Origin of the sequence: Kordiimonas sp. SCSIO 12603 (assembly GCF_024398035.1) — a bacterium.
GTDB lineage: Bacteria > Pseudomonadota > Alphaproteobacteria > Sphingomonadales > Kordiimonadaceae > Kordiimonas.
Genome location: NZ_CP073748.1, coordinates 2,987,722 through 3,006,703, shown reverse-complemented (window position 1 = coordinate 3,006,703; position 18,982 = coordinate 2,987,722). Strand labels below are relative to the sequence as shown.

18 protein-coding genes are annotated in these 18,982 nt (G+C 46.2%); 11 read left to right on the top strand and 7 right to left on the bottom strand.

Translation table 11 applies throughout. From position 1 onward, the window contains the following. The first annotated feature begins 105 nt into the window (after window positions 1-105). A complete protein-coding gene (locus KFE96_RS14035) occupies window positions 106-1,062 on the top strand; it encodes a DUF1835 domain-containing protein (protein WP_255833184.1) in 957 nt (318 codons plus the stop codon). Here the strand turns inward: KFE96_RS14035 and kynB are convergent. Together kynB and KFE96_RS14025 are read right to left on the bottom strand one after the other, a co-directional pair. Beyond that, window positions 1,059-1,685: an arylformamidase gene (gene kynB, locus KFE96_RS14030; protein ID WP_255833183.1), complete on the bottom strand. Its 627-nt coding sequence runs from the start codon at window positions 1,683-1,685 to the stop codon at window positions 1,059-1,061. The two genes, KFE96_RS14035 and kynB, sit on opposite strands and share 4 nt — an antisense overlap. Beyond that, window positions 1,682-1,882 carry a hypothetical protein gene (locus KFE96_RS14025; protein ID WP_255833182.1) on the bottom strand — a complete coding sequence of 67 codons (201 nt, stop codon included), beginning with the start codon at window positions 1,880-1,882 and terminating at the stop codon, window positions 1,682-1,684. Before KFE96_RS14025 ends, kynB begins: the two co-directional genes overlap by 4 nt. Window positions 1,883-2,003: 121 nt before the next feature. On the opposite strand from KFE96_RS14025, the gene KFE96_RS14020 reads away from it, so the two are divergent. Then, on the top strand, window positions 2,004-2,660 hold the full coding sequence (locus tag KFE96_RS14020) for an MBL fold metallo-hydrolase (RefSeq protein WP_247016163.1): 657 nt from the start codon (window positions 2,004-2,006) through the stop codon (window positions 2,658-2,660). Window positions 2,661-2,737: 77 nt separating this feature from the next. Further along, window positions 2,738-4,195: a DUF3667 domain-containing protein gene (locus KFE96_RS14015; protein ID WP_255833181.1), complete on the top strand. Its 1,458-nt coding sequence runs from the start codon at window positions 2,738-2,740 to the stop codon at window positions 4,193-4,195. Window positions 4,196-4,256: 61 nt separating this feature from the next. Here the strand turns inward: KFE96_RS14015 and KFE96_RS14010 are convergent, their stop codons facing one another. The 3 genes from KFE96_RS14010 to sppA form a co-directional block, all read right to left on the bottom strand. Further along, window positions 4,257-4,844 carry an FMN-dependent NADH-azoreductase gene (locus KFE96_RS14010; RefSeq protein ID WP_255833180.1) on the bottom strand — a complete coding sequence of 196 codons (588 nt, stop codon included), beginning with the start codon at window positions 4,842-4,844 and terminating at the stop codon, window positions 4,257-4,259. Window positions 4,845-4,948: 104 nt separating this feature from the next. Further along, entirely contained in the window at window positions 4,949-5,347 is a 399-nt protein-coding gene (gene msrB / locus KFE96_RS14005; RefSeq protein WP_247016157.1) for a peptide-methionine (R)-S-oxide reductase MsrB, read from the bottom strand. Then, complete coding sequence (gene sppA, locus KFE96_RS14000; protein ID WP_255833179.1) at window positions 5,344-7,182, bottom strand: signal peptide peptidase SppA; 1,839 nt, start codon at window positions 7,180-7,182, stop codon at window positions 5,344-5,346. The genes msrB and sppA overlap by 4 nt, the downstream gene beginning before the upstream one ends. 126 nt (window positions 7,183-7,308) lie before the next feature. Here sppA and KFE96_RS13995 point away from each other — a divergent pair, with 126 nt between their 5' ends. After that, entirely contained in the window at window positions 7,309-8,160 is an 852-nt protein-coding gene (locus tag KFE96_RS13995; protein ID WP_247016153.1) for a TIGR00266 family protein, read from the top strand. Window positions 8,161-8,240: 80 nt separating this feature from the next. Then, on the top strand, window positions 8,241-8,666 hold the full coding sequence (locus KFE96_RS13990) for a PaaI family thioesterase (protein ID WP_255833177.1): 426 nt from the start codon (window positions 8,241-8,243) through the stop codon (window positions 8,664-8,666). 45 nt (window positions 8,667-8,711) lie between these two features. Here the strand turns inward: KFE96_RS13990 and KFE96_RS13985 are convergent, their stop codons facing one another. Next, window positions 8,712-9,479 carry a hypothetical protein gene (locus tag KFE96_RS13985; RefSeq protein WP_255833175.1) on the bottom strand — a complete coding sequence of 256 codons (768 nt, stop codon included), beginning with the start codon at window positions 9,477-9,479 and terminating at the stop codon, window positions 8,712-8,714. Between the two features lie 124 nt (window positions 9,480-9,603). Here KFE96_RS13985 and KFE96_RS13980 point away from each other — a divergent pair, with 124 nt between their 5' ends. Continuing rightward, entirely contained in the window at window positions 9,604-10,248 is a 645-nt protein-coding gene (locus KFE96_RS13980) for a hypothetical protein (RefSeq protein ID WP_255833174.1), read from the top strand. Between the two features lie 2 nt (window positions 10,249-10,250). On the opposite strand, the gene KFE96_RS13975 is transcribed toward KFE96_RS13980, so the two are convergent. Next, entirely contained in the window at window positions 10,251-11,564 is a 1,314-nt protein-coding gene (locus KFE96_RS13975; RefSeq protein ID WP_255833172.1) for an FAD-dependent oxidoreductase, read from the bottom strand. A 241-nt stretch (window positions 11,565-11,805) separates the two neighbouring features. Here KFE96_RS13975 and KFE96_RS13970 point away from each other — a divergent pair, with 241 nt between their 5' ends. The 5 genes from KFE96_RS13970 (at window position 11,806) to KFE96_RS13950 (ending at window position 18,912) form a co-directional block, all read left to right on the top strand. Beyond that, the gene (locus KFE96_RS13970) at window positions 11,806-14,316 is read left to right on the top strand and encodes a TonB-dependent siderophore receptor (RefSeq protein ID WP_255833170.1); all 2,511 of its coding nucleotides are present in this window, start codon (window positions 11,806-11,808) and stop codon (window positions 14,314-14,316) included. A 306-nt stretch (window positions 14,317-14,622) separates the two neighbouring features. Then, a complete protein-coding gene (locus KFE96_RS13965) occupies window positions 14,623-15,633 on the top strand; it encodes a hypothetical protein (protein WP_255833168.1) in 1,011 nt (336 codons plus the stop codon). 176 nt (window positions 15,634-15,809) lie between these two features. Beyond that, a complete protein-coding gene (gene groES / locus KFE96_RS13960; RefSeq protein ID WP_247016141.1) occupies window positions 15,810-16,097 on the top strand; it encodes a co-chaperone GroES in 288 nt (95 codons plus the stop codon). 58 nt (window positions 16,098-16,155) lie between these two features. Further along, window positions 16,156-17,808, top strand: a complete 1,653-nt coding sequence (groL, locus tag KFE96_RS13955) for a chaperonin GroEL (protein WP_255833166.1) — start codon at window positions 16,156-16,158, stop codon at window positions 17,806-17,808. Between the two features lie 159 nt (window positions 17,809-17,967). Further along, window positions 17,968-18,912, top strand: a complete 945-nt coding sequence (locus tag KFE96_RS13950) for a M20/M25/M40 family metallo-hydrolase (protein WP_255833165.1) — start codon at window positions 17,968-17,970, stop codon at window positions 18,910-18,912. The last annotated feature ends 70 nt before the right edge of the window (window positions 18,913-18,982 follow it).

Sequence of the window (18,982 nt, the reverse complement as noted above, 5' to 3'; positions counted from 1 at the left end):
TTGATTGAAAAGCGTTTGTGTATGCTTATCTGCCTTAAAAGCTTCTAAGCGGTTTACACTATTGGGCATTTTTGTTCTTATGCCTTGAACACAAGGGGAAAATATATGCTCGACAGTGAAAAGACACTTCATATCCGGTGTGGCTCAGATATTAAACAAGGCCTTGAGAAAGCCGGTTTTGTGGGAAGTTTCCTTGAGTTTTCTGATCCGCTTTGTCAGGGGCCTGTTTTGGACACTGTGGAAGATGAATTTCTGTACGCCCGTGCTGATTTCATCAAAGAGGCCTTTGGCGGTGATACTGATAGAGCACTCAAGCAACTGAAAAGCCAGTATGATGCGCTTAATGATCTGGATAAATATGAAGAGATTATCCTTTGGTTCGAGCATGACACATATGATCAATTGATCCTGGCGAAACTGCTGTCTGCGTTTACGGGGCGTGAGTTGCCGCCCGTTCACCTGATCCTGATCAGCGATTATGATGTCGAGCCACGTTTTATTGGTCTTGGGCAGTTATCACCTGAAAATTTAAAATCTGTCTGGGAGCAGCGCAAGCAGGTGCGTACTCAGCAATTTGAATATGGAAATAGAGTGTGGCAGGCGGTAATCCAGCCAAAGCCTGATGCGGTGGAAGCACTGATTGCGGAGGATGAAAGTGTTATTCCTGAAATGCGGAATGCACTGAAACGCCACCTGCAGCAGCTGCCAGACAAGATGCGACTGTTGAGTTTAACGGAAGAACTAAGTCTGAAAATCCTTCAAAAGGAAGCTTCTTCCGTTGGTACTGTATTTCGGAAATTAATGCTGGAAGAAGAGCCGCTACCATACCTGGGAGACATGATGTTCTGGTATGAGTTTCAATCGCTGATCGCTGGCGGCCTTCTTGAGGAAACAGAGCCTGCCAAAGATTGGCCTGCAAAACGGTTCAAGCTTTCTGAAAAAGGCGAGAAGCTTTTAGAGGAGGGTGCTGAAGCCGCTGGCTGGACTATTCCTCTTGAACGCTGGGTTGGTGGTATCAAGATTACGGCGGAGAGTACCCTATATTACCGAAGAGATGCTTAAAGGGTTCTAAGGATAGCTCTTACGGGGCTGCCGTCTGCTCCTTCAATTTTAAGCGGCAAGGCGATCAGCTCATAAAGACCTTCTGGCACATCGTCTAACACCAAACCTTCAAGGATTGCCATGCTTGCTTTGTCTACAGCAAAGTGAGCATCCAGTGTTTTGCTTTCCTGTGGATCAAGCGAGGGCACATCGGTGCCAATGAGCTGACAGCCTTTTTCGGCGAGTAAGGCAATTGCGTCTGGGCTGATTGCTGGAAAATCTGGTTTCCAACCGTCGTGAGGGAACTCTTTAAACAGTTTTACTAGAACACGGTCCACAGTTTTAGGGAGTGCCTGTAGATGCTCTGGTTCTACTAGGCTGTTTATTTTGTCTGACAGATCAAGAACGTAAGCTGGGCCAATATAAGGCGCTAGGTTGGTGTCCGCACAGTCCGTCCCATTATCATCAAAATGAAGCCGGGCATCGGCATGTGTGCCGGTGTGCGTTGACAGGGTTATCTCGCTCACATTCACTGGGCTTTCTGAATCGATGTTCCAGGTGCGTGTTAATGAGAATTCCCGATCTCCGGGCCAAACAGGTATGTCTGATCTTATGCGTTGGCTGATATCGTATATGCGGCTCATGGGAGAAGGTGCTCTTGAGGTTTACCTTCTTTGTCTTCTTTATCATCATCGCCGCCATCAGGTGTGATGATATCAACTGTTGTAGCTGTTACGTCTACGGCCGTTTCAACAGTTTTGGTCGCAACCTTAATTGGCAGTGTAACGACACTGCAGCTTGCCAGTATGAATACAGCAATGAATGCAAAAAGACGGTTCATAAATTTCCCTTAACCTCTATATCAACCTGTGTATCACCGAGATTTTTATCAGCAAGGCTTTTCTTTTTTACATCAGGCTTTATTTTAGCCACCAAGGCCAACAGTTTTATTAAGGTATGTCATGCTTAAAGCTCAGATTATTCCCGTAACGTCTTTCTCACAGAATTGCAGCATTATCTGGTGTGATGAAACCATGGAAGGCGCGCTCGTGGACCCGGGTGGAGATCACGAAAAACTGCTGGCACATGTTGAAAAATTGGGTGTGAAACTTACCAAGCTGCTACTTACTCACGGCCATCTGGACCACGCTGGCGGCGCAGCTGACATCAAGGAAAAGCTTAATCTGCCGATCATTGGGCCGCATAAGGAAGATAAATTCTGGCTTGATCAGATTGAAGAACATGCAGCCAATTACGGGATGGCAGGCTTGCGCTGCTGTACACCGGATCAGTGGCTTGATGACGGTGAAGAAATTCAGGTTGGCAACCAAACCCTGAAAGTTATTTTCACGCCGGGGCATACGCCGGGGCACGTGGTTTTCTATAATGAAGCCCACAAAGTTGCCTTCGTTGGCGATGTGTTGTTCCAAGGGTCGATCGGCCGCACAGATTTCCCACGTGGCGATTTGCAGACCTTGATCACAGCAATTACAACCAAGCTTTGGCCGCTTGGTAACGACGTTACATTTGTACCGGGGCATGGCCCGCTTTCAACATTTGGAGCAGAGCGACAAAGCAACCCATTTGTATCTGATCAGGCGCTTGGGCGTGCTGGTTAAGCATAGCACCCAAGCAGTTTGAAATGCTGGACCTCTCTTTTTCTTATGATATATAAGGCTTTAGAGGGGTATCAGCGATGTTTTCTATTTTTCGAAAATGGTCCATTGAATTAAGACGTAAACGCTTGCGCAGCGAACGTGATACACAGCAGTCATACCGTGTTATCGAGGAAGATAAAAAAGGTACAGGCCAAAGCTGTATGAACTGTAAGGTTCCGCTCACGGGGCCGTTTTGCCATATATGCGGGCAAAAGGATGACGACCTTCGCCGCCCTATCTGGACTTTTTTCCGTGAACTTCTTGATAATGTTTTCTCTGCTGATAGCAGGTTGATCAAAAGTATCTTCCTGATCCTTCTGGTGCCGGGGGGATTAACACGGGCATATAGTATGGGGCGAAGGGCTCGTTTTGTGCCGCCGCTTCGGCTCTACCTTTCCGTTTCGATCATGTTTTTCGCCATTCTTTGGCTGTTTGATATTCTGATCCTGGATATCAAGTTGACGGCAAAAGATGCCCCGCCTGAAACGCCCGTAGTTTCTGAAAGCTCCGAAGGAAACACGCCCGATACACCACCGCCGCCTACAGTGCAGGATGATGGGAAGAACAGATCAGCGATCGATGATCTGGTGACGGGCTTTAATAATTACGAGCCAAAAAATGAGGAAGGCGAACAAAGTAAAGCTGTACCGGCGAAAGCTGAGCCTGAGGCAGCTTCAACTAAGCCTGAAGACGAAGAAAGCCAGACGATGGTTGGTGAATTCCTTCAGGGTTTCAAGGAGGGAGTTAAGGGGCAGAGCCGCAGAGATCAGAAATTTGATGAAACTCTCAACGATATTGAAAAGCAGATAGCCGATTTGCCGGTGGAAATGTCTGATGAGGATAAAGCCAAGGTGCGGGAAGCCCTGTTGGGAGCTAAAGATCAAATTGAAGAAGCGGAAGAACGTGTTCGCGTTGCACAAGGTGAAAGCGATTTGGATATTTTTGGGGATAAGTTTCCCTATTATGTATCTGTACGCATGTTTGTGCATAAGCCGGATGAGGAATATGAAGGCATTAAGCAGGAAGATTTGGATAAATTCCTGAATAGTGATGATAATTCCGATACCGCAAAAGAGGTAGTGAGAGGGCTGGCTCGTGCACTAAAAGAACCAAGACGGTTTAATGATCTGTTTAACGAATGGCTGCCAAAGACCCTGTTTGTGATGGTACCGCTTTTCGCGCTGATCCTTCGTTTATTCCACTGGGGCAAAAAGCGGGTCTATATTCACCAGCTTGTATTCTCGCTTCATTTCCACAGCTTCCTGTTTTTGCTGTTTTCAGCCTTAATTGTGGTGGTCCCTGTTTTTGGTGGCGAATCTGGGTTTATGCTCTTCTGGTGGGGGGCCTCGCTTTATCTGATTATTTCATTGAAGGTAGGGCAGAACCAAGGCTGGTTACGCGCCTTTTTCAAAGCGGGCTTTATCTGGGTGAGTTATACCCTATTGATGATGGTGGGGCTTAGCGCAGCTATTTTTGAAGGTTTGAAAGATCTATAAAAACAGGCAGCAGCTCTAAGGAGGAGAATAGGGGAAAGCTACTGCCCGGTGTAAGATAGGATTACGCTGCTACCTCTGTGATTGTTTTCATAGCGGCTTCAATTTTTTCGTCTGCGTTTTGACCAAGCTGGTCAGCAGCCACGATCGTCACATCATAAATACCGATAAAACTCATAATGTGCTTCAGGTATGATGTTGCATAGTCATAATCCGCACCAGCAGGCGTACCGCCAGATGTAAACACGATATAGGCCTTCTTGCCTTGTTCCAGAATGCCTTCAGGGCCGTTTTCCGTATAACGAAATGTAACGCCTGCACGGCATACCAGATCAATCCATGCTTTCAGGCTTGCTGGAACGCTGAAATTATAAGCTGGAGATGAAATGACGATGGTATCAGCAGCTTTCAATTCTGAGATAAGTTCATCGGAGAAAGTCAGTCTTTCCTTCTGCTCATCTGTACGGTCTTCAGGCGGTGTGAAGTTTGCGCCAACCCAGCTTTCATCAATGAAGGGCATTGTGCCTGCCACATCTCTGCTGATTACGGTTGCTGGTGAAAGGTGATCGATTAGCTTATCTGCAAGCATACGGCTTACAGATGCCTCAGTACGGGCGCTGCTATCGATACGTAGAAGTTTAGTGTGTGTCATGATCTTTGCCTCTTAGCTTTTGTTCGCTTGAGGCAAAGATAGGTGTTTGATTTTAATCTCTGTAGAGAACTAAATCGGGAACCTGTGTTCGAATTTGTGAAACGCTACGATTTTGGTTTCAAATTTAAAGATGCGGAATTCGTACAGTAACGAAGGCCTGTGGGTTGGGGACCATCAGGGAAAACATGGCCTAAATGACTATCACATTTAGCACATGTAATTTCCGTACGGATCATACCGTGGCTTGTATCTCGTTTCTCTGTAATCGCGCCGCTTTCAATACCAGCCCAAAAGCTTGGCCAGCCAGACCCGCTATCATATTTGGTCTCGCTATCAAAAAGTGGGGCATCACATGCGGTGCAGTGGTAAATGCCATCATCCTTCGTGTTCCAGTATTTGCCAGAGAAGGGGGGCTCTGTGCCCCCGCATCTGCAAACCTGATACTCTTCAGGTGTTAGCTCTTCACGCCACTCTTCATCAGTTTTAGTTACGTCGGATGTCATTGGCGTACCTCACATGTCATACAAACTACATAACGGTTTTGCGGATCGTTGAGTGTTGTCAGGAATTCAATGCTTTCCTGAAGGCCTTCGGTTTTCTGAAGAAGCTTGGTGATGGTAGATGTTTGCCCATTACCAATGCCGTCAATACCAACCGTTGAATTCAGCATATCAAGAAGCAGTTGATCGAATGGATCGATTTTCTCCCGGTAGAAAACAACTTCATAATCATCAACGCCAGCAGCTGTCGCAGCTGCTTTAACAGCATCATCAAAACCACCAAGATGGTCAACCAGTCCGAGTTCCTTGGCTGTTTCACCAATCCACACACGGCCTTGGGCGATCTTATCTACATCTTCTTTGCTCATGTTACGACCACGAGCCACAAGGCTTAGGAATTCGTCATAACCATTTTCAATAGAACCCTGAATAAGCATTTTCGTTGTATCGTTCAAAGCACGGGTTGGGCTAAAGCCGCTTGCAAGTGGTGTTGTGCCAACGCCGTCTGAGTGAACGCCGATTTTATCCAATGTGTTTTCATAAGTTGGCAGCATGCCGAAAATACCGATTGAACCAGTAATTGTGCTCGGTGCCGCCCAGATTTCATCTGCTGTTGCCGAAATCCAGTAACCACCAGAGGCCGCAACCGGACCCATTGAGGCAATAACCTTGATACCTTGCTCTTGCGCTACCGCTAGTTCCTGACGAATAAGCTCGGAAGCAAACGCAGAACCGCCGGGGCTGTCTACACGAAGAACGATAGCTTTCGTATTGCTGTTTTCACGGGCAGTACGGATGTAATCAACAATCGTTTCTGCTGCTGCAACTTGTACAGGGCCTTCGCCCATAACGATGTTGCCTTGAGCGGTAATCACAGCGATTTTGTTTTTAGAGGTTTCTCTCATGCCTTGAGTGGCAGAAAGATAGCTACGGTAATGGATCTGGTTAAAGCTGGAACCATTATCATTATAGCCAAACTCTTCAGCCAGCGCATCACGCCATGTGATGCGTGCAGCGAGTTCATCAACAAGGTTTTGCTGTTTTGCGTATTCACCAAAGTTACCATTTACAGCAGCAAAATCTGTTGCAAGGTTTTCAAAACTTGCCTGAATAGCACCAGCTTCCATGTTGCGAGCATTTTCAACTGAAGATGTATATTGGTTCCAAAGACCACCAAGGAACGCGAGGTTAGCTTCTTTAGCAGCAGGTGACATATCATCACGGATAAATGGTTCAACTGCCGCTTTATATGTACCCACACGGAATACATTCACTGTAGCACCAATTTTATCAAGCATGCTCTTGAAGTATATTGGGTAAGAACCGTAGCCAGAGAGCAGCACACTGCCTGCTGGATTCAGGTAAACTTTATCAGCTTGAGCGGCAAGTAAGTAGGCCGATTGGCTGTAAGCGGTGGAAATAGCATAAACTTTCTTGCCGCTTTCTTTGAAATCACCAATAGCGCCAGCAATTGTATGTAAGTGGCTTGGGCCAGCACCCCAAAGTGAATCAGTTAATATTGCAAGAGCGGCAATACGGTCATCGCTTTTGGCACGTTTTAGCGCTGTTGTAATATCGTGGATACTTACCTGTGGCGGTTGGTTGTTGTATTGTGGAAGTGCTGCGGCAAATGGGTCTGGTAGTGCAGTTTGCTCTACAATAACACCACTTGGTGCAAGTACCAGAACAGCACCGTCAGGGACGTTAGGGAGTTTTTCTGGCTGGTTCACTCCAATTGCTACAGCAAGAATAATTAATACAAACAGGCCTACAGCAAGTGAGCCCAGCCCCTGAATAAATTTACCAATAGATTTAATTAGCGCCCAAATGCCTTTCATGGCAGGTTGCTCCACTCTTGAAATTTCAAATTTAGTTACTTCTTTATATAAGGGTGCGCGTGATTAAATGTAAGGTCAAGCGCTTCAACAATAATTTGAAGATTACGCCAGCATGAGGGGAAAATTATGAGCATGCATGTTCCAGAAGTTCGGGTTTCACGCCACGCCAGGAATACGAGTGTTTCCGATGACATTGATTTTGAAATCAAAGGCTCGGAAATGCAGTTTGTAGAAATTGAACTTGATCCGGGCGAATCCGCAATCGCGGAAGCAGGGGCAATGATGTTCAAGGACCAATATATTGGCATGAGCGCTGTGTTTGGTGATGGCTCTGGCCAGGAAGGTGGCTTTATGGGCAAGCTTCTTGGTGCAGGTAAGCGCCTCCTTACCGGAGAAAGCCTGTTTACCACTGTATTCACTCATGAAGGTGCTGGGAAAGCACGTGTGGCATTTGCTTCTCCGTATCCAGGTAGTATTCTTCCTATTAAACTCGATGAATATGGTGGACGCTTAATTTGCCAAAAAGATGCGTTTCTTGCTGCTGCACGTGGTGTTCAAGTAGGTATCCATTTCCAGCAAAAAATTATGACGGGCCTGTTTGGCGGTGAAGGTTTCATTATGCAGCGTCTCGATGGCGATGGTTGGGCGTTTGTGCATGTGGGTGGCACTGTTATTGAACGCGAGTTGAAGCCGGGTGAAGTTCTGCATGTTGATACTGGTTGCCTTGCGGCTATGACAGCGGACGTAGATATGGATATTGAGCGCGTAGGCGGTATTAAATCCATGATCTTTGGTGGTGAAGGGGTGTTCTTCGCGCGTCTTCAGGGGCCGGGAAAAGTTTGGTTGCAGAGTTTGCCATTTAGTCGTCTCGCTGGTCGTATCTGGGCGTCAGCGCCGCAAATGGGTGGGCAGGACCGTGGTGAGGGCTCACTTCTTGGCGGTATTGGTAACATTCTTGATGGCGATAACCGTTTTTAGTTTCACTGGACAGCCGAAAAGCAAAAGCTATATGAAAAGAGCAGGGGCATAAGCCCCTGTTTTTTATTGGGAAGATAGGCATGTATAACGAAAAGAATAAAGAGCTTGAGGCCGCAGGGTATCATATTTGGGGAGACACAGACCCTTATGAAAATATGCTTGGTCCATTCTTTATGAAAGAAAAAGAAGACGGTACCCATAAATCTGCTTATTGGACCAGCCCTTGCCATGCCAACAGCGGTGGTGCGCTCCATGGCGGTTTTCTTATGAGCTTTGCGGATTTTGCACTGTTCGCTATCGCCAAGAAAGATTTGACTGAGGCAGGCGGTGTTACCGTTGGTTTTAACAGTGAATTTATATCAGCAGGTAAGCCGGGAGCTCTTGTCGAAGCTGATGGTGAGATACTTAGAGCAGCAAAATCTCTCATTTTTGTGCGCGGTATGATCACTTCAGATGGGGAGCCGATCATGTCTTTCAGCGGTGTTCTGAAAAAACTGAGAAACTAGGTAAAGAGGCGCTCAATCGAGCGCCTTGTTTGTTTTCTGAATGGTTTAGAAGCCGAGATTTTTGCTGTTACTCGTGAAATGGGTAATGCCTTCACCAATGTTACCAGTTTCTGCATCAGTGAGCCTGATTTTGAAGGTATGCTGGCCTGCCGCCATCTGTGGTTTTTCAAACTGAGCAATGATCATGGGCATGTAGCAACCATTTTCGATGGAAATATCATCTGGAGCACCACTGCAATTGGCAACCTTTTCATAGGTCCAGTTATAGTTCACTAGCTTTAAAGGGGTATCATCGATGGACCCTGCAATTGAATGCATATCAACCGCCGGCGTAATATCCATTACAGCAATTGTTTTGCCGTTTAACTCCAGGTTTCTATAAACAGGTTTCTTGAGAGACATAGGCCGGAAAGAACCAAAGATGGAGTTCGACCCACCGTTTGATGCCCATGTGGACAGGCTGTAAACCTCAAGTGTGTCAAAGGCAGCATCAAGCGTTTGGTTTTTGGTGAAATTGAGGTTCCATCCCCAGAACTCAAGAGCTGTTTTGCCGTATTCTTCTTCATCACATACATAGAAGCTATTATAGTGTCCTGCCTTTATTTCTGCTGAGTAGCGGCCGTTTTTGTCGCACTGAACGTGAACGCTATCATCTGTAATCCATGCTTCCTTATTGAAAAAGACATCGCATTTGGAAACCGGCTGCCCTTCTTTATCTGTGATGGTGCCTGAAATGGTGATTGTGTCTGCTGAAACGGCATTGGACGCTACTGTTGCGATAGCGAATATGCTGCCGATAATTAAATTTTTCATTGATGGTATCCCCCGCTGGTTTGTTGTTTCACGAATTGTTGGTTATTGTTGATCCGTGACCTGCTTATTCATAGGTATGGTGAAGGCAGAAAAAATGAATAGTTCATTAGTTTAGGTATTTGATTTGAATAGACTTCTAGAAGCTTCTTCTGATCCACTTGTTGTGTTTTTGGCGTTTGTTTTAAGCACGTCCATTGCCCATTATTTCTGGGTGTTTAAGCGACCACTATCGCTTAAGAAATGGCGACTTGTAGATTATATGTGGCTGTCTCTTGCCGCGATTTCGATCTACGGCTTTGTGGAAGAGGCGCGTTTTTTCCAGTCTCAAATGGCGCAGGAAACATCACGCATGACCTCAGAGCGCACTCAGAGTGCGCTGGAAAACTGGTTTGAGGTTTATAACGAATATGCTTGTGGTGAAGGAGCAGGGCATGGAGGGGATGTACAGTTCTGCCGCTGGACAAAGGTAAAAATCTCAGCCCTCGATCTTATTAATGAAAACGAGGACTTCCCCGTTGATATCCCGGCAAATTTCCTTCTGGGGCTGGATGAGGTAGCAGCAGGTATTAGCGCTCAGGAGCGTGAAGATGTGGCGGAGTATCTATCAGCTTACAGGCTTGAACGGGAACATTATCTGGAAGCCAGTAAGAATGTACGGCGTTCAGAGATTTCAGCTCTTATTGTTGCGCTTGCGCCGTTGTTGTTTGCTCTGGCGATTGGTATAAAGTTCGCCAAGGTGACAGGGGAGTACCGTTTGACCAAGCGCTGATGTCAGCTTTCAGCGATTTTGATCATTTTATCAATATTGGTAAATTTACGCCGAGGGGCATTGCCCTCGGTTGCTTCTTGTTCAGCGGTCTCTATTTTTTTCCAATTGGCAAACGAAACGGTATGCAAGTCTCTTGTTTGGACAAGCACATCAAGACCCTGCCTACCAGCTTTGCCAGATGGTGTGATTTCGCTGAGAATTTTATCAGCTATGCCAACGCCGTCAGGCCTGTTTGTGCCAATGGTCCCTGTCGGGCCACGCCTTGCCCATCCAACACAGTAGAGATTGCCGCTTATATGACCATCACTGCTAACATAAACGCCTGATCGAGTGTCATACGGTATTCCTTCTATAGGCGAGGCTTTATAACCTATGCAGGACACAAGAAGACCGCATTTGAGTTCCGCGGTATGCCCGGTACCTTCCACGCCGTTTGGCATCAGTTTTGTTTTTTCCAGTAGAATGTTGGTGAGGCTTTGATCCCCCTCAATTGCTACAGGGCGCTGGAAGAAGGAAAGGTGTAATCTGATTTTATCTTTTTCTGGTTTGTTGGCTGCTATGTCGCGCAGGATTGCTAAGTTCTTTTTTTGGACCACGGTCAGATCAGTATTTTCTTCGAAAGCTTCAAGAAGTGCGGGATCAAATAAAGGGGTACAATTTTCCAGCTTATTAAGTTCGCCGAGCTCTTTGGGGGTGAAAGCAGCTTCGACCGGGCCTCTGCGCCCGATGATGTAGATATCTTTCAAGATAGATGTATGGATTTCAGAAGCTGCATAAGGTGCAAGATCAGTTTCTGCCATTTCTTGAGCGGTTTTTGCGAGGATGCGCGCCACATCAATTGCAACATTGCCATTGCCGATGATGACTGCGGTTGGTGTTTTCAGATTAGGGTTTAGGTCTCTGTAATCAGGGTGGCTGTTATACCAGCCAACAAAGGATCCCGAGCCGTACACCCCTTGCAGGTGTTCACCTTCAAGACCAAGCGCCCGATCCTTAGGTGCACCAGTCGCCAGAATAACTACATCATAAAGCTGTTGTAGTTCTTCCATTGAAACATCCCGGCCCAGTTCAAGATTACCAATGAAATGGACATTATCTTTTTCGTTGGTGGCGGCGTACCGAAGGGCAACATTTTTGATAGATTGATGATCTGGGGCTACGCCAGCCCGGATCAACCCATATGGTGTGGGCAGACGATCAATGATGTCTACGTGCACATTGTCATGCTTAGCGGCAAATGCTTCCGCTGTATAATAACCGGCTGGCCCTGCGCCAATAATCGCAACATACAGAGTGCCTGATCCATTCAGTATCATGGTGCTCTCCAGGATTGCATAAGTAGAATGCCATAAACGAAAGAAATTGAAAAGCCACAGGGTGTGCTATTAATGCAACGGATGTTGAAACTTTGGTCAGGAACGTAGTTTTATTACGTTACGGTTCCTTGATTTATAATAATATTACATTATTTTCCTGCTGTAGGAAATTAATATACAAATAATAATTACCTCGTAGTAAAAAATACTATTAAAAGAGTAAAGTGGAGGAAAACTTTCCATGGTTAAGCAGAAAGTTAACGGCTATAGCGCACTGCTCGCTGGTGCATCGCTCGTATCTATAGCAATGACAGCAGCGCCTGCAGCTTTGGCGCAGGATGGTCCAGCAGTAAGCGATATTGAAGAAGTAGTAGTTACGGGTACACGCCGTAAAGACCGCACTATCGCAGATAGCAGTGTGCCAATTGATGTATTGAATGCGCAAGCGCTTACAGCAACTGGTCTAACAGAAACAAACCAAATTCTGGCAAATTTGCTGCCGAGCTTTAACTTTCCGCAGCCAGCTGTAACAGATGGCACAGACCATGTGCGTCCTGCTCAGCTTCGTGGTCTGGCGCCAGACCATACTCTTGTTCTTGTGAACGGTAAACGCCGTCATACAAGTGCACTTCTGAACCTTAATGGTTCTGTTGGACGTGGTTCTTCTGCGGTTGATTTGAACGCTATTCCGGCTAATGCGATCAAGCGTATTGAAGTACTGCGTGATGGTGCTGCAGCCCAGTATGGCTCTGATGCGATTGCAGGTGTAATCAACGTTGTACTTAAAGACGCTAACGAAGGCGGCATTATGTCTGCGACATACGGCGCGAATGTTACAACTCTTGACGGTGTACCGCAGCTTGAAGATGTATCTGTTGATGCAGACGGTAACCTTCAGTTCACAACTGGCGATGACCGCACGCGTACAGACGGCGAAACGCTAACACTACGTGGTAATATTGGTTTTGGTCTTGGCGAGGAAGGTTTCTTCAACGTTTCTGTTGAATACCGTGATCGTAACGCAACTAACCGTTCTGATTTTGATGACCGTGAAGCGTATGACCGCATCGACGGAAACCTTGATCCACGTGAACTAACATACGATCGTTACAACACACGTTTTGGTAATGCCAACGTTGAAGATGTGAATATCTTCTATAACGCAGCAGTGCCTCTAGGTGAGCACGAAGTATATAGCTTTGGTAGCTACAGCAAGCGTACGGGTGATAGCGCGGGCTTTAACCGTTTGCCGGGTAACAGCCGTAACGTACCTGAAATTTACCCAGATGGCTTCCTGCCGCTTATCACATCAGATATCGATGATTTCTCTATTGCTGCTGGTGTTCGCGGTCAGATTTCCGAGTGGGATTATGATGTATCTGCTGTGTACGGTGAAGATGATTTCAACTTCGGCGTAGCCAACTCTCTTAACACATCACTTGGTCCGGTTAGCCCAACTGAATTTGATGCGGGTCACCTGATCAACGCCCAGTTTACACTGAATGCTGATTTCAGCCGTTTGGTGGATGTAGACTTCCTGGCAAACCCTGTAAACGTTGCGTTCGGTGCTGAGTTCCGCAATGAAAATTATAAAATTGAAGCTGGTGAAGTAGCTTCCTTTATTCAGGGTACATTCCCGGGTGCTGCTGGTTCACAGGTATTTCCAGGTTTTGGTCCTGCGTCAGAAGTTGATAATGGCCGTGACAGTATTGGCCTTTACCTAGAGTTTGATACAGACCTGACAGACCGCTGGAATGTTGCAGTAGCAGGCCGTTTTGAAGATTATTCTGATTTCGGTTCTACCTTTAACTGGAAAGTGGCAACACGTTACTCAATTACTGAAACATTCGCACTTCGCGGTTCTGTTTCTACTGGTTTCCGTGCGCCGTCTCTTGCACAGCAGAACTTCACATCTATCGCAACTGTGTTCGTAGATGGTGAGCCGACAGAAACTGGTACATTCCGTCCATCAAGTGATGTAGCGCAAGCGCTTGGCTCTCCTGGTCTTGAAGAAGAAACATCTTTCAGCTTCAGCGGTGGTTTCTCATGGACACCAACAAATGGCCTGAGCCTGACTGTTGACTATTACAACATTAAAATTGAAGATCGTATTGTACTGTCATCTAACCTATCAGGCGATGGTGTGGAGGCGCTTCTTGCCGGCACAGGCGCTAACCGTGCCCGCTTCTTCCTGAACGGTATCGATAGCCGTACACAGGGTGTTGATGTTGTAGCAAACTATTCGTTTGATTTCGGCGATAGTGGCCGCCTTGATTTGAATGCTGGCTTTAACTACAGCGACAACAAGGTAACAGACGTGATCGACCCACCTGCGGTTCTGCAGGAGATTGGTATCGAACAGTCTAACCTCTTTGATGCGAACGAATTCCGCCGCTTTGAGCTAGGTAGCCCAGAAACGAAGCTGAACCTCGGCGCAACATACTTCTGGAACAAGCTAACACTAACGGCGCGTGCAACTCGCTACGGCGAAGTGGTTGAGCCAAGCAATAACCCTGATCGTGAAGAGGTGCTGGATTCAGCGTGGATCACTGATCTGGATATCAGATATGATGTGACAGAAAGCGTTGCGGTTTCTATTGGTGCAAACAACCTGTTTGATGTGTACCCTGAAGCGACACGCAACAACGTTGCTGATGTAACACGTTTCTCTCGTATCTTCCCATATTCTGGCTTCTCGCCATACGGCTTTAACGGCCGTTACCTATACGGTAAGATCAGCGTAACATTCTAATTCGCTGAGAGTGTTTAGAATTAGAGCCGGGCAGGGAAACTTGCCCGGTTTTTTTTATTTGACAAATAGATATGTTATAAAATAACAATTAATCTTTGGTTTAAAAACATAACTGGGGGTTTTATGTGGAAAATTATTATAGCTGTATCTTTATCCGTATCTGTATCGGGGGCGATTGATCCTTCAGAGTTAATGAAAAGATATAGCCGCTTCAATACGGTGAAAAACCACGGTGCTCTTTTCCTGAAGGCGGCAGAGGCACCAGAGGAAACAGGTTTTCTGAACTCTTTGGCACAGTGGGCCTATTTGGATGCAGGTCGTATAGATTTAGCGACGAAGATGAAGGTTCGTTCTGCTGGAAGAAGGATTGGAAACTGTACTGTACCCAGCGATTTCGAGCAGGTTGAAAACCCTTTAAACCAGATACTGATAGACGCGGGTGGTGCTCGGGTGTTGGCCTTTAATGAAAGTCATACGTCGCTTGAGCAGAGATTGTTTTTATATCAAAACTTGGACGAATTTTGGGAAGCTGGCTACCGTCATATAGGCTATGAAGCGCTATCTTGGGATTTCGATTTCAACCTACCTTTAGATAAAAACAAAAAAGCGCAAGGTTATATTTCAGAGCCTCTTATGGCTGGTTCGATCAGAAAAGCGCAAAGGCTTGGTTTTAAGCTGTTTGCCTATGAATCTAATAGTAAAGCTCCAGAAACGGATGACTGGAAGGTTAAAACTGATTTTAGAGAAACAGAACAGGCGCAAAATGTCGCTGCATATATCGAAACTATTCCTAACGAAGAAAAAATAATCCTCTGGGCTGGTTGGCAGCATATTTCCAAGAAATGGGATGCTAAAGATTTTTTTGCAGAAGCTTGGATGGCTGCTCGCCTTGAAACTACCCATGGAGTGCCTGTCTATTCAGTGGATTTAACAGGCTGTAACTATGCTTCAAGTTCACCATCAGCCGATATTTTAGGATTTAAACAGGGAAGCTCTTGGAAGGTTGAACATGATAGATATGATGTTGATGCTCAACTTCGGTTACCTGCTGTTGAGGCTGATCTAATACATACTGGGCAGTACCGGCAAGCGTTAGGGCAGGAAACGTATCTTTCCCAAGCAGCAAGGCAACAATCTGATTTGATGCTTGTACAGGCCTTTAAGCTAGAACAGGCAGAATCGTCAGTACCTTATGACAGTGTTTTTATGTTTGAAGGTGAAAATCTGCCGCTGTACCTGCCAAAAGGGCGTTTTAATATTTTTATATACGCTGAAGATGGCACCAAGCTTGATGTTGAAAATATTGAAGTAAAATAAGGGTTTATTAGTTGCTTAGTTACTTCGAGCCTCTTTATTCAAGGGCAACGAGAAAAAAGTAAGATTCAATCCTTGAAAGCCAGCCTCCAGAAACTTAAATAGTTCTGCACGTTAGCACTCCAATTAAGTGAGTGCTAACAACAGAATTTAAAGGTTTATCAATTAGGAGACAAACCATGGCTCTTCGTCCGCTCCATGACCGTGTATTGGTCAAGCGTCTTGAAAGCGAAGCTAAAACTGCTGGCGGCATTATTCTGCCTGATACAGCACAAGAAAAGCCTTCTGAAGGTGAAGTTATTGCAGCTGGCGCTGGTACAAAAGCTGAAGACGGCAAGGTAACACCACTAGACGTTAAAGCTGGCGACAAAATCCTTTTCGGCAAATGGTCTGGCACAGAAGTTAAAGTTGACGGCCAAGATCTGCTGATCATGAAAGAATCTGACATTATGGGCATCATCGAGTAATCACTCGGTCCCCCATTATAGTCCTTATTTGAATTTACTTTATATTTAGGAGGCCTCCATGGCTGCTAAAGACGTAAAACTCGGTGGTGAAGCGCGCGCCAAAATCCTTGCAGGTGTTGATACACTTGCAAACGCTGTAAAAGTTACACTTGGCCCTAAAGGTCGTAACGTTGTTCTTGATAAATCTTTCGGTGCACCACGCATCACGAAGGATGGCGTATCTGTAGCGAAAGAAATCGAACTTGCTGACAAGTTTGAAAACATGGGCGCACAGATGGTTAAAGAAGTTGCTTCTCGCACAAACGATGTGGCGGGTGACGGTACAACAACTGCAACTGTTCTTGCTCAGGCTATCGTACGCGAAGGCATGAAATCTGTTGCGGCTGGCATGAACCCAATGGATCTTAAGCGTGGTATTGACCTTGCGACTGCTAAAGTTGTTGAAGGCCTTAAAGCACGTACAAAGACAATCACAACAACTGAAGAAATCGAGCAGGTTGGTACTATCTCTGCAAACGGTGAAGCTCAGGTTGGCGTTGATATCGCTGCTGCTATGGAAAAAGTTGGCAAAGAAGGCGTTATCACAGTTGAAGAAGCTAAAGGCCTTGAGAGCGAGCTTGACGTTGTTGAAGGTATGCAGTTTGACCGCGGTTACCTATCTCCGTACTTCATCACAAACGCTGAGAAGATGACTGTAGATATGGAAACTCCGCTTATTCTTCTTCACGAGAAAAAGCTCTCCAATCTTCAGCCAATGCTGCCACTTCTAGAAGCTGTAGTTCAGTCTGGTAAGCCACTTCTTATCATCGCTGAAGATATCGAAGGTGAAGCGCTTGCAACACTTGTTGTGAACAAGCTTCGCGGTGGTCTGAAGATCGCTGCTGTTAAAGCACCTGGTTTCGGTGATCGCCGTAAAGCAATGCTTGAAGATATCGCTATCCTAACTGGCGGTCAGGTTGTTTCTGAAGATCTTGGCATTAAGCTTGAGAACGTGACACTTGATATGCTTGGTACTGCTAAGCGTGTGAACATCACGAAAGAAGACACAACTATCGTAGACGGCGTTGGCGCTGATGACGATATCAAAGCACGTTGCGAGCAAATCAAAGCGCAAATCGAAGTAACTACTTCTGATTACGACAAAGAAAAGCTTCAAGAGCGTCTTGCTAAGCTTTCTGGCGGTGTAGCTGTAATTAAAGTTGGCGGTGCTACTGAAGTTGAAGTGAAAGAGCGTAAAGACCGTGTTGATGATGCGCTTCACGCTACACGTGCTGCTGTTGAAGAAGGTGTTATCGCTGGTGGTGGTACTGGTCTTCTTTACTCTGTGAAAACACTTGAGGGTGTTGAAGGCGCGAACGATGACCAGAACAAAGGTATCGACATTATCCGCCGTGCGCTTCAGGCTCCTGTTCGTCAGATTGCTGAAAACGCTGGTGTTGACGGTGCAGTTGTTTCCGGCAAGCTTCTTGAGCAAGACGATGTAAACTACGGTTTCGACGCTCAGAACGAAGAGTACACAGACCTTGTTGCTAAAGGTATTATCGACCCAACTAAAGTTGTTCGTACTGCTCTGCAGGACGCGGCATCTGTTGCTGGTCTGATGATCACTACTGAAGCTATGGTTGCTGATCTTCCAGAAGATAAAGCGGCTGGCGCACCTGCAATGCCTGACATGGGCGGCATGGGCGGTATGGGCGGCATGGGCTTCTAAGCCACGCTTCCATATAGCGACTGCATTTATGCAAACAGAACCCTCGGGCAGTGATGCTCGGGGGTTTTTGTTTTTCTGTGAAATACGACGAAGGTTTATTGTGTTTGCAGGGCTAATCTGTAGGATACAGGCAAACAAAATGACATCGGGGGATGAACGTTGAAATCCAGATTTATGAAAACAACTTCAGTACTAACTTTTGCGGCGGCCTTAAGCTTATCGGCTCAAGCCGGTGAAAAGGCGGAGTTCAGTAAAGAAAACGCTGTTGAAGTGATTAAAACGCTATCTGCGGATGATATGCAGGGCCGGGGGACGGGCACCGAAGGAAACGCGAAGGCACGTGCCTATCTGGTGGACAAACTCAAAGCCATGAAGCTGGAGCCACTGGGCGGTACTTATGAATATCCTTTTGATTTCACGGTAAAGCGCCGAAATGGTGATGAACTTTCCCTGAGTGCTGTCAACCTGCTGTTTCGAATTAAGGGAAGCGATAGTGGGGGTAAGTCTATTGTGATTTCTGCCCATTATGATCATGTGGGTGTTCGCGGTGGTGAAATATTTAATGGCGCAGATGATAATGCCTCTGGTGTTGCAGGCCTGTTGGCGGCAGCGGAGCATTTCCAGAAGCACGCACCAAAGCATGACGTGATTTTTGCTCTTTTTGATGCAGAGGAAGTTGGCCTTCAGGGCGCACGGGCTTTTGTGAAGGAAATTCCGGAAGCCGCCGGTGACGTGGCTTTTAATATCAACTTTGATATGCTCAGCCGCAGCGATAAAAACGAGCTTTATGCTGCAGGCGCTTATCACACCGCTGCGTTGAAGCCTGTGATTGAAAAAGTTGCTGCGAATGCACCAGTAAAGCTGTTGATGGGGCATGATGATCCTAAATTGGGTTCCAATGATTGGACGCTTCAATCAGACCATGGTCCATTCCACAGGGAAGGTATCCCGTTTCTCTATTTCGGCGTTGAAGATCACCCGCATTACCACCGTCCGTCAGACGATTTTGAAACGGTTCCTATAGATTTCTTCATGCGGTCCATTGAAACCGTAGTGATGGCGGCTGAAGCCATTGATGACGATCTAGGCCAGATTACAAAATAAGATAAATAGAAAAAAACGCTGAACCATATGGGTTTGGCGTTTTTTCGTAATAAACCATCTATACTCTCTA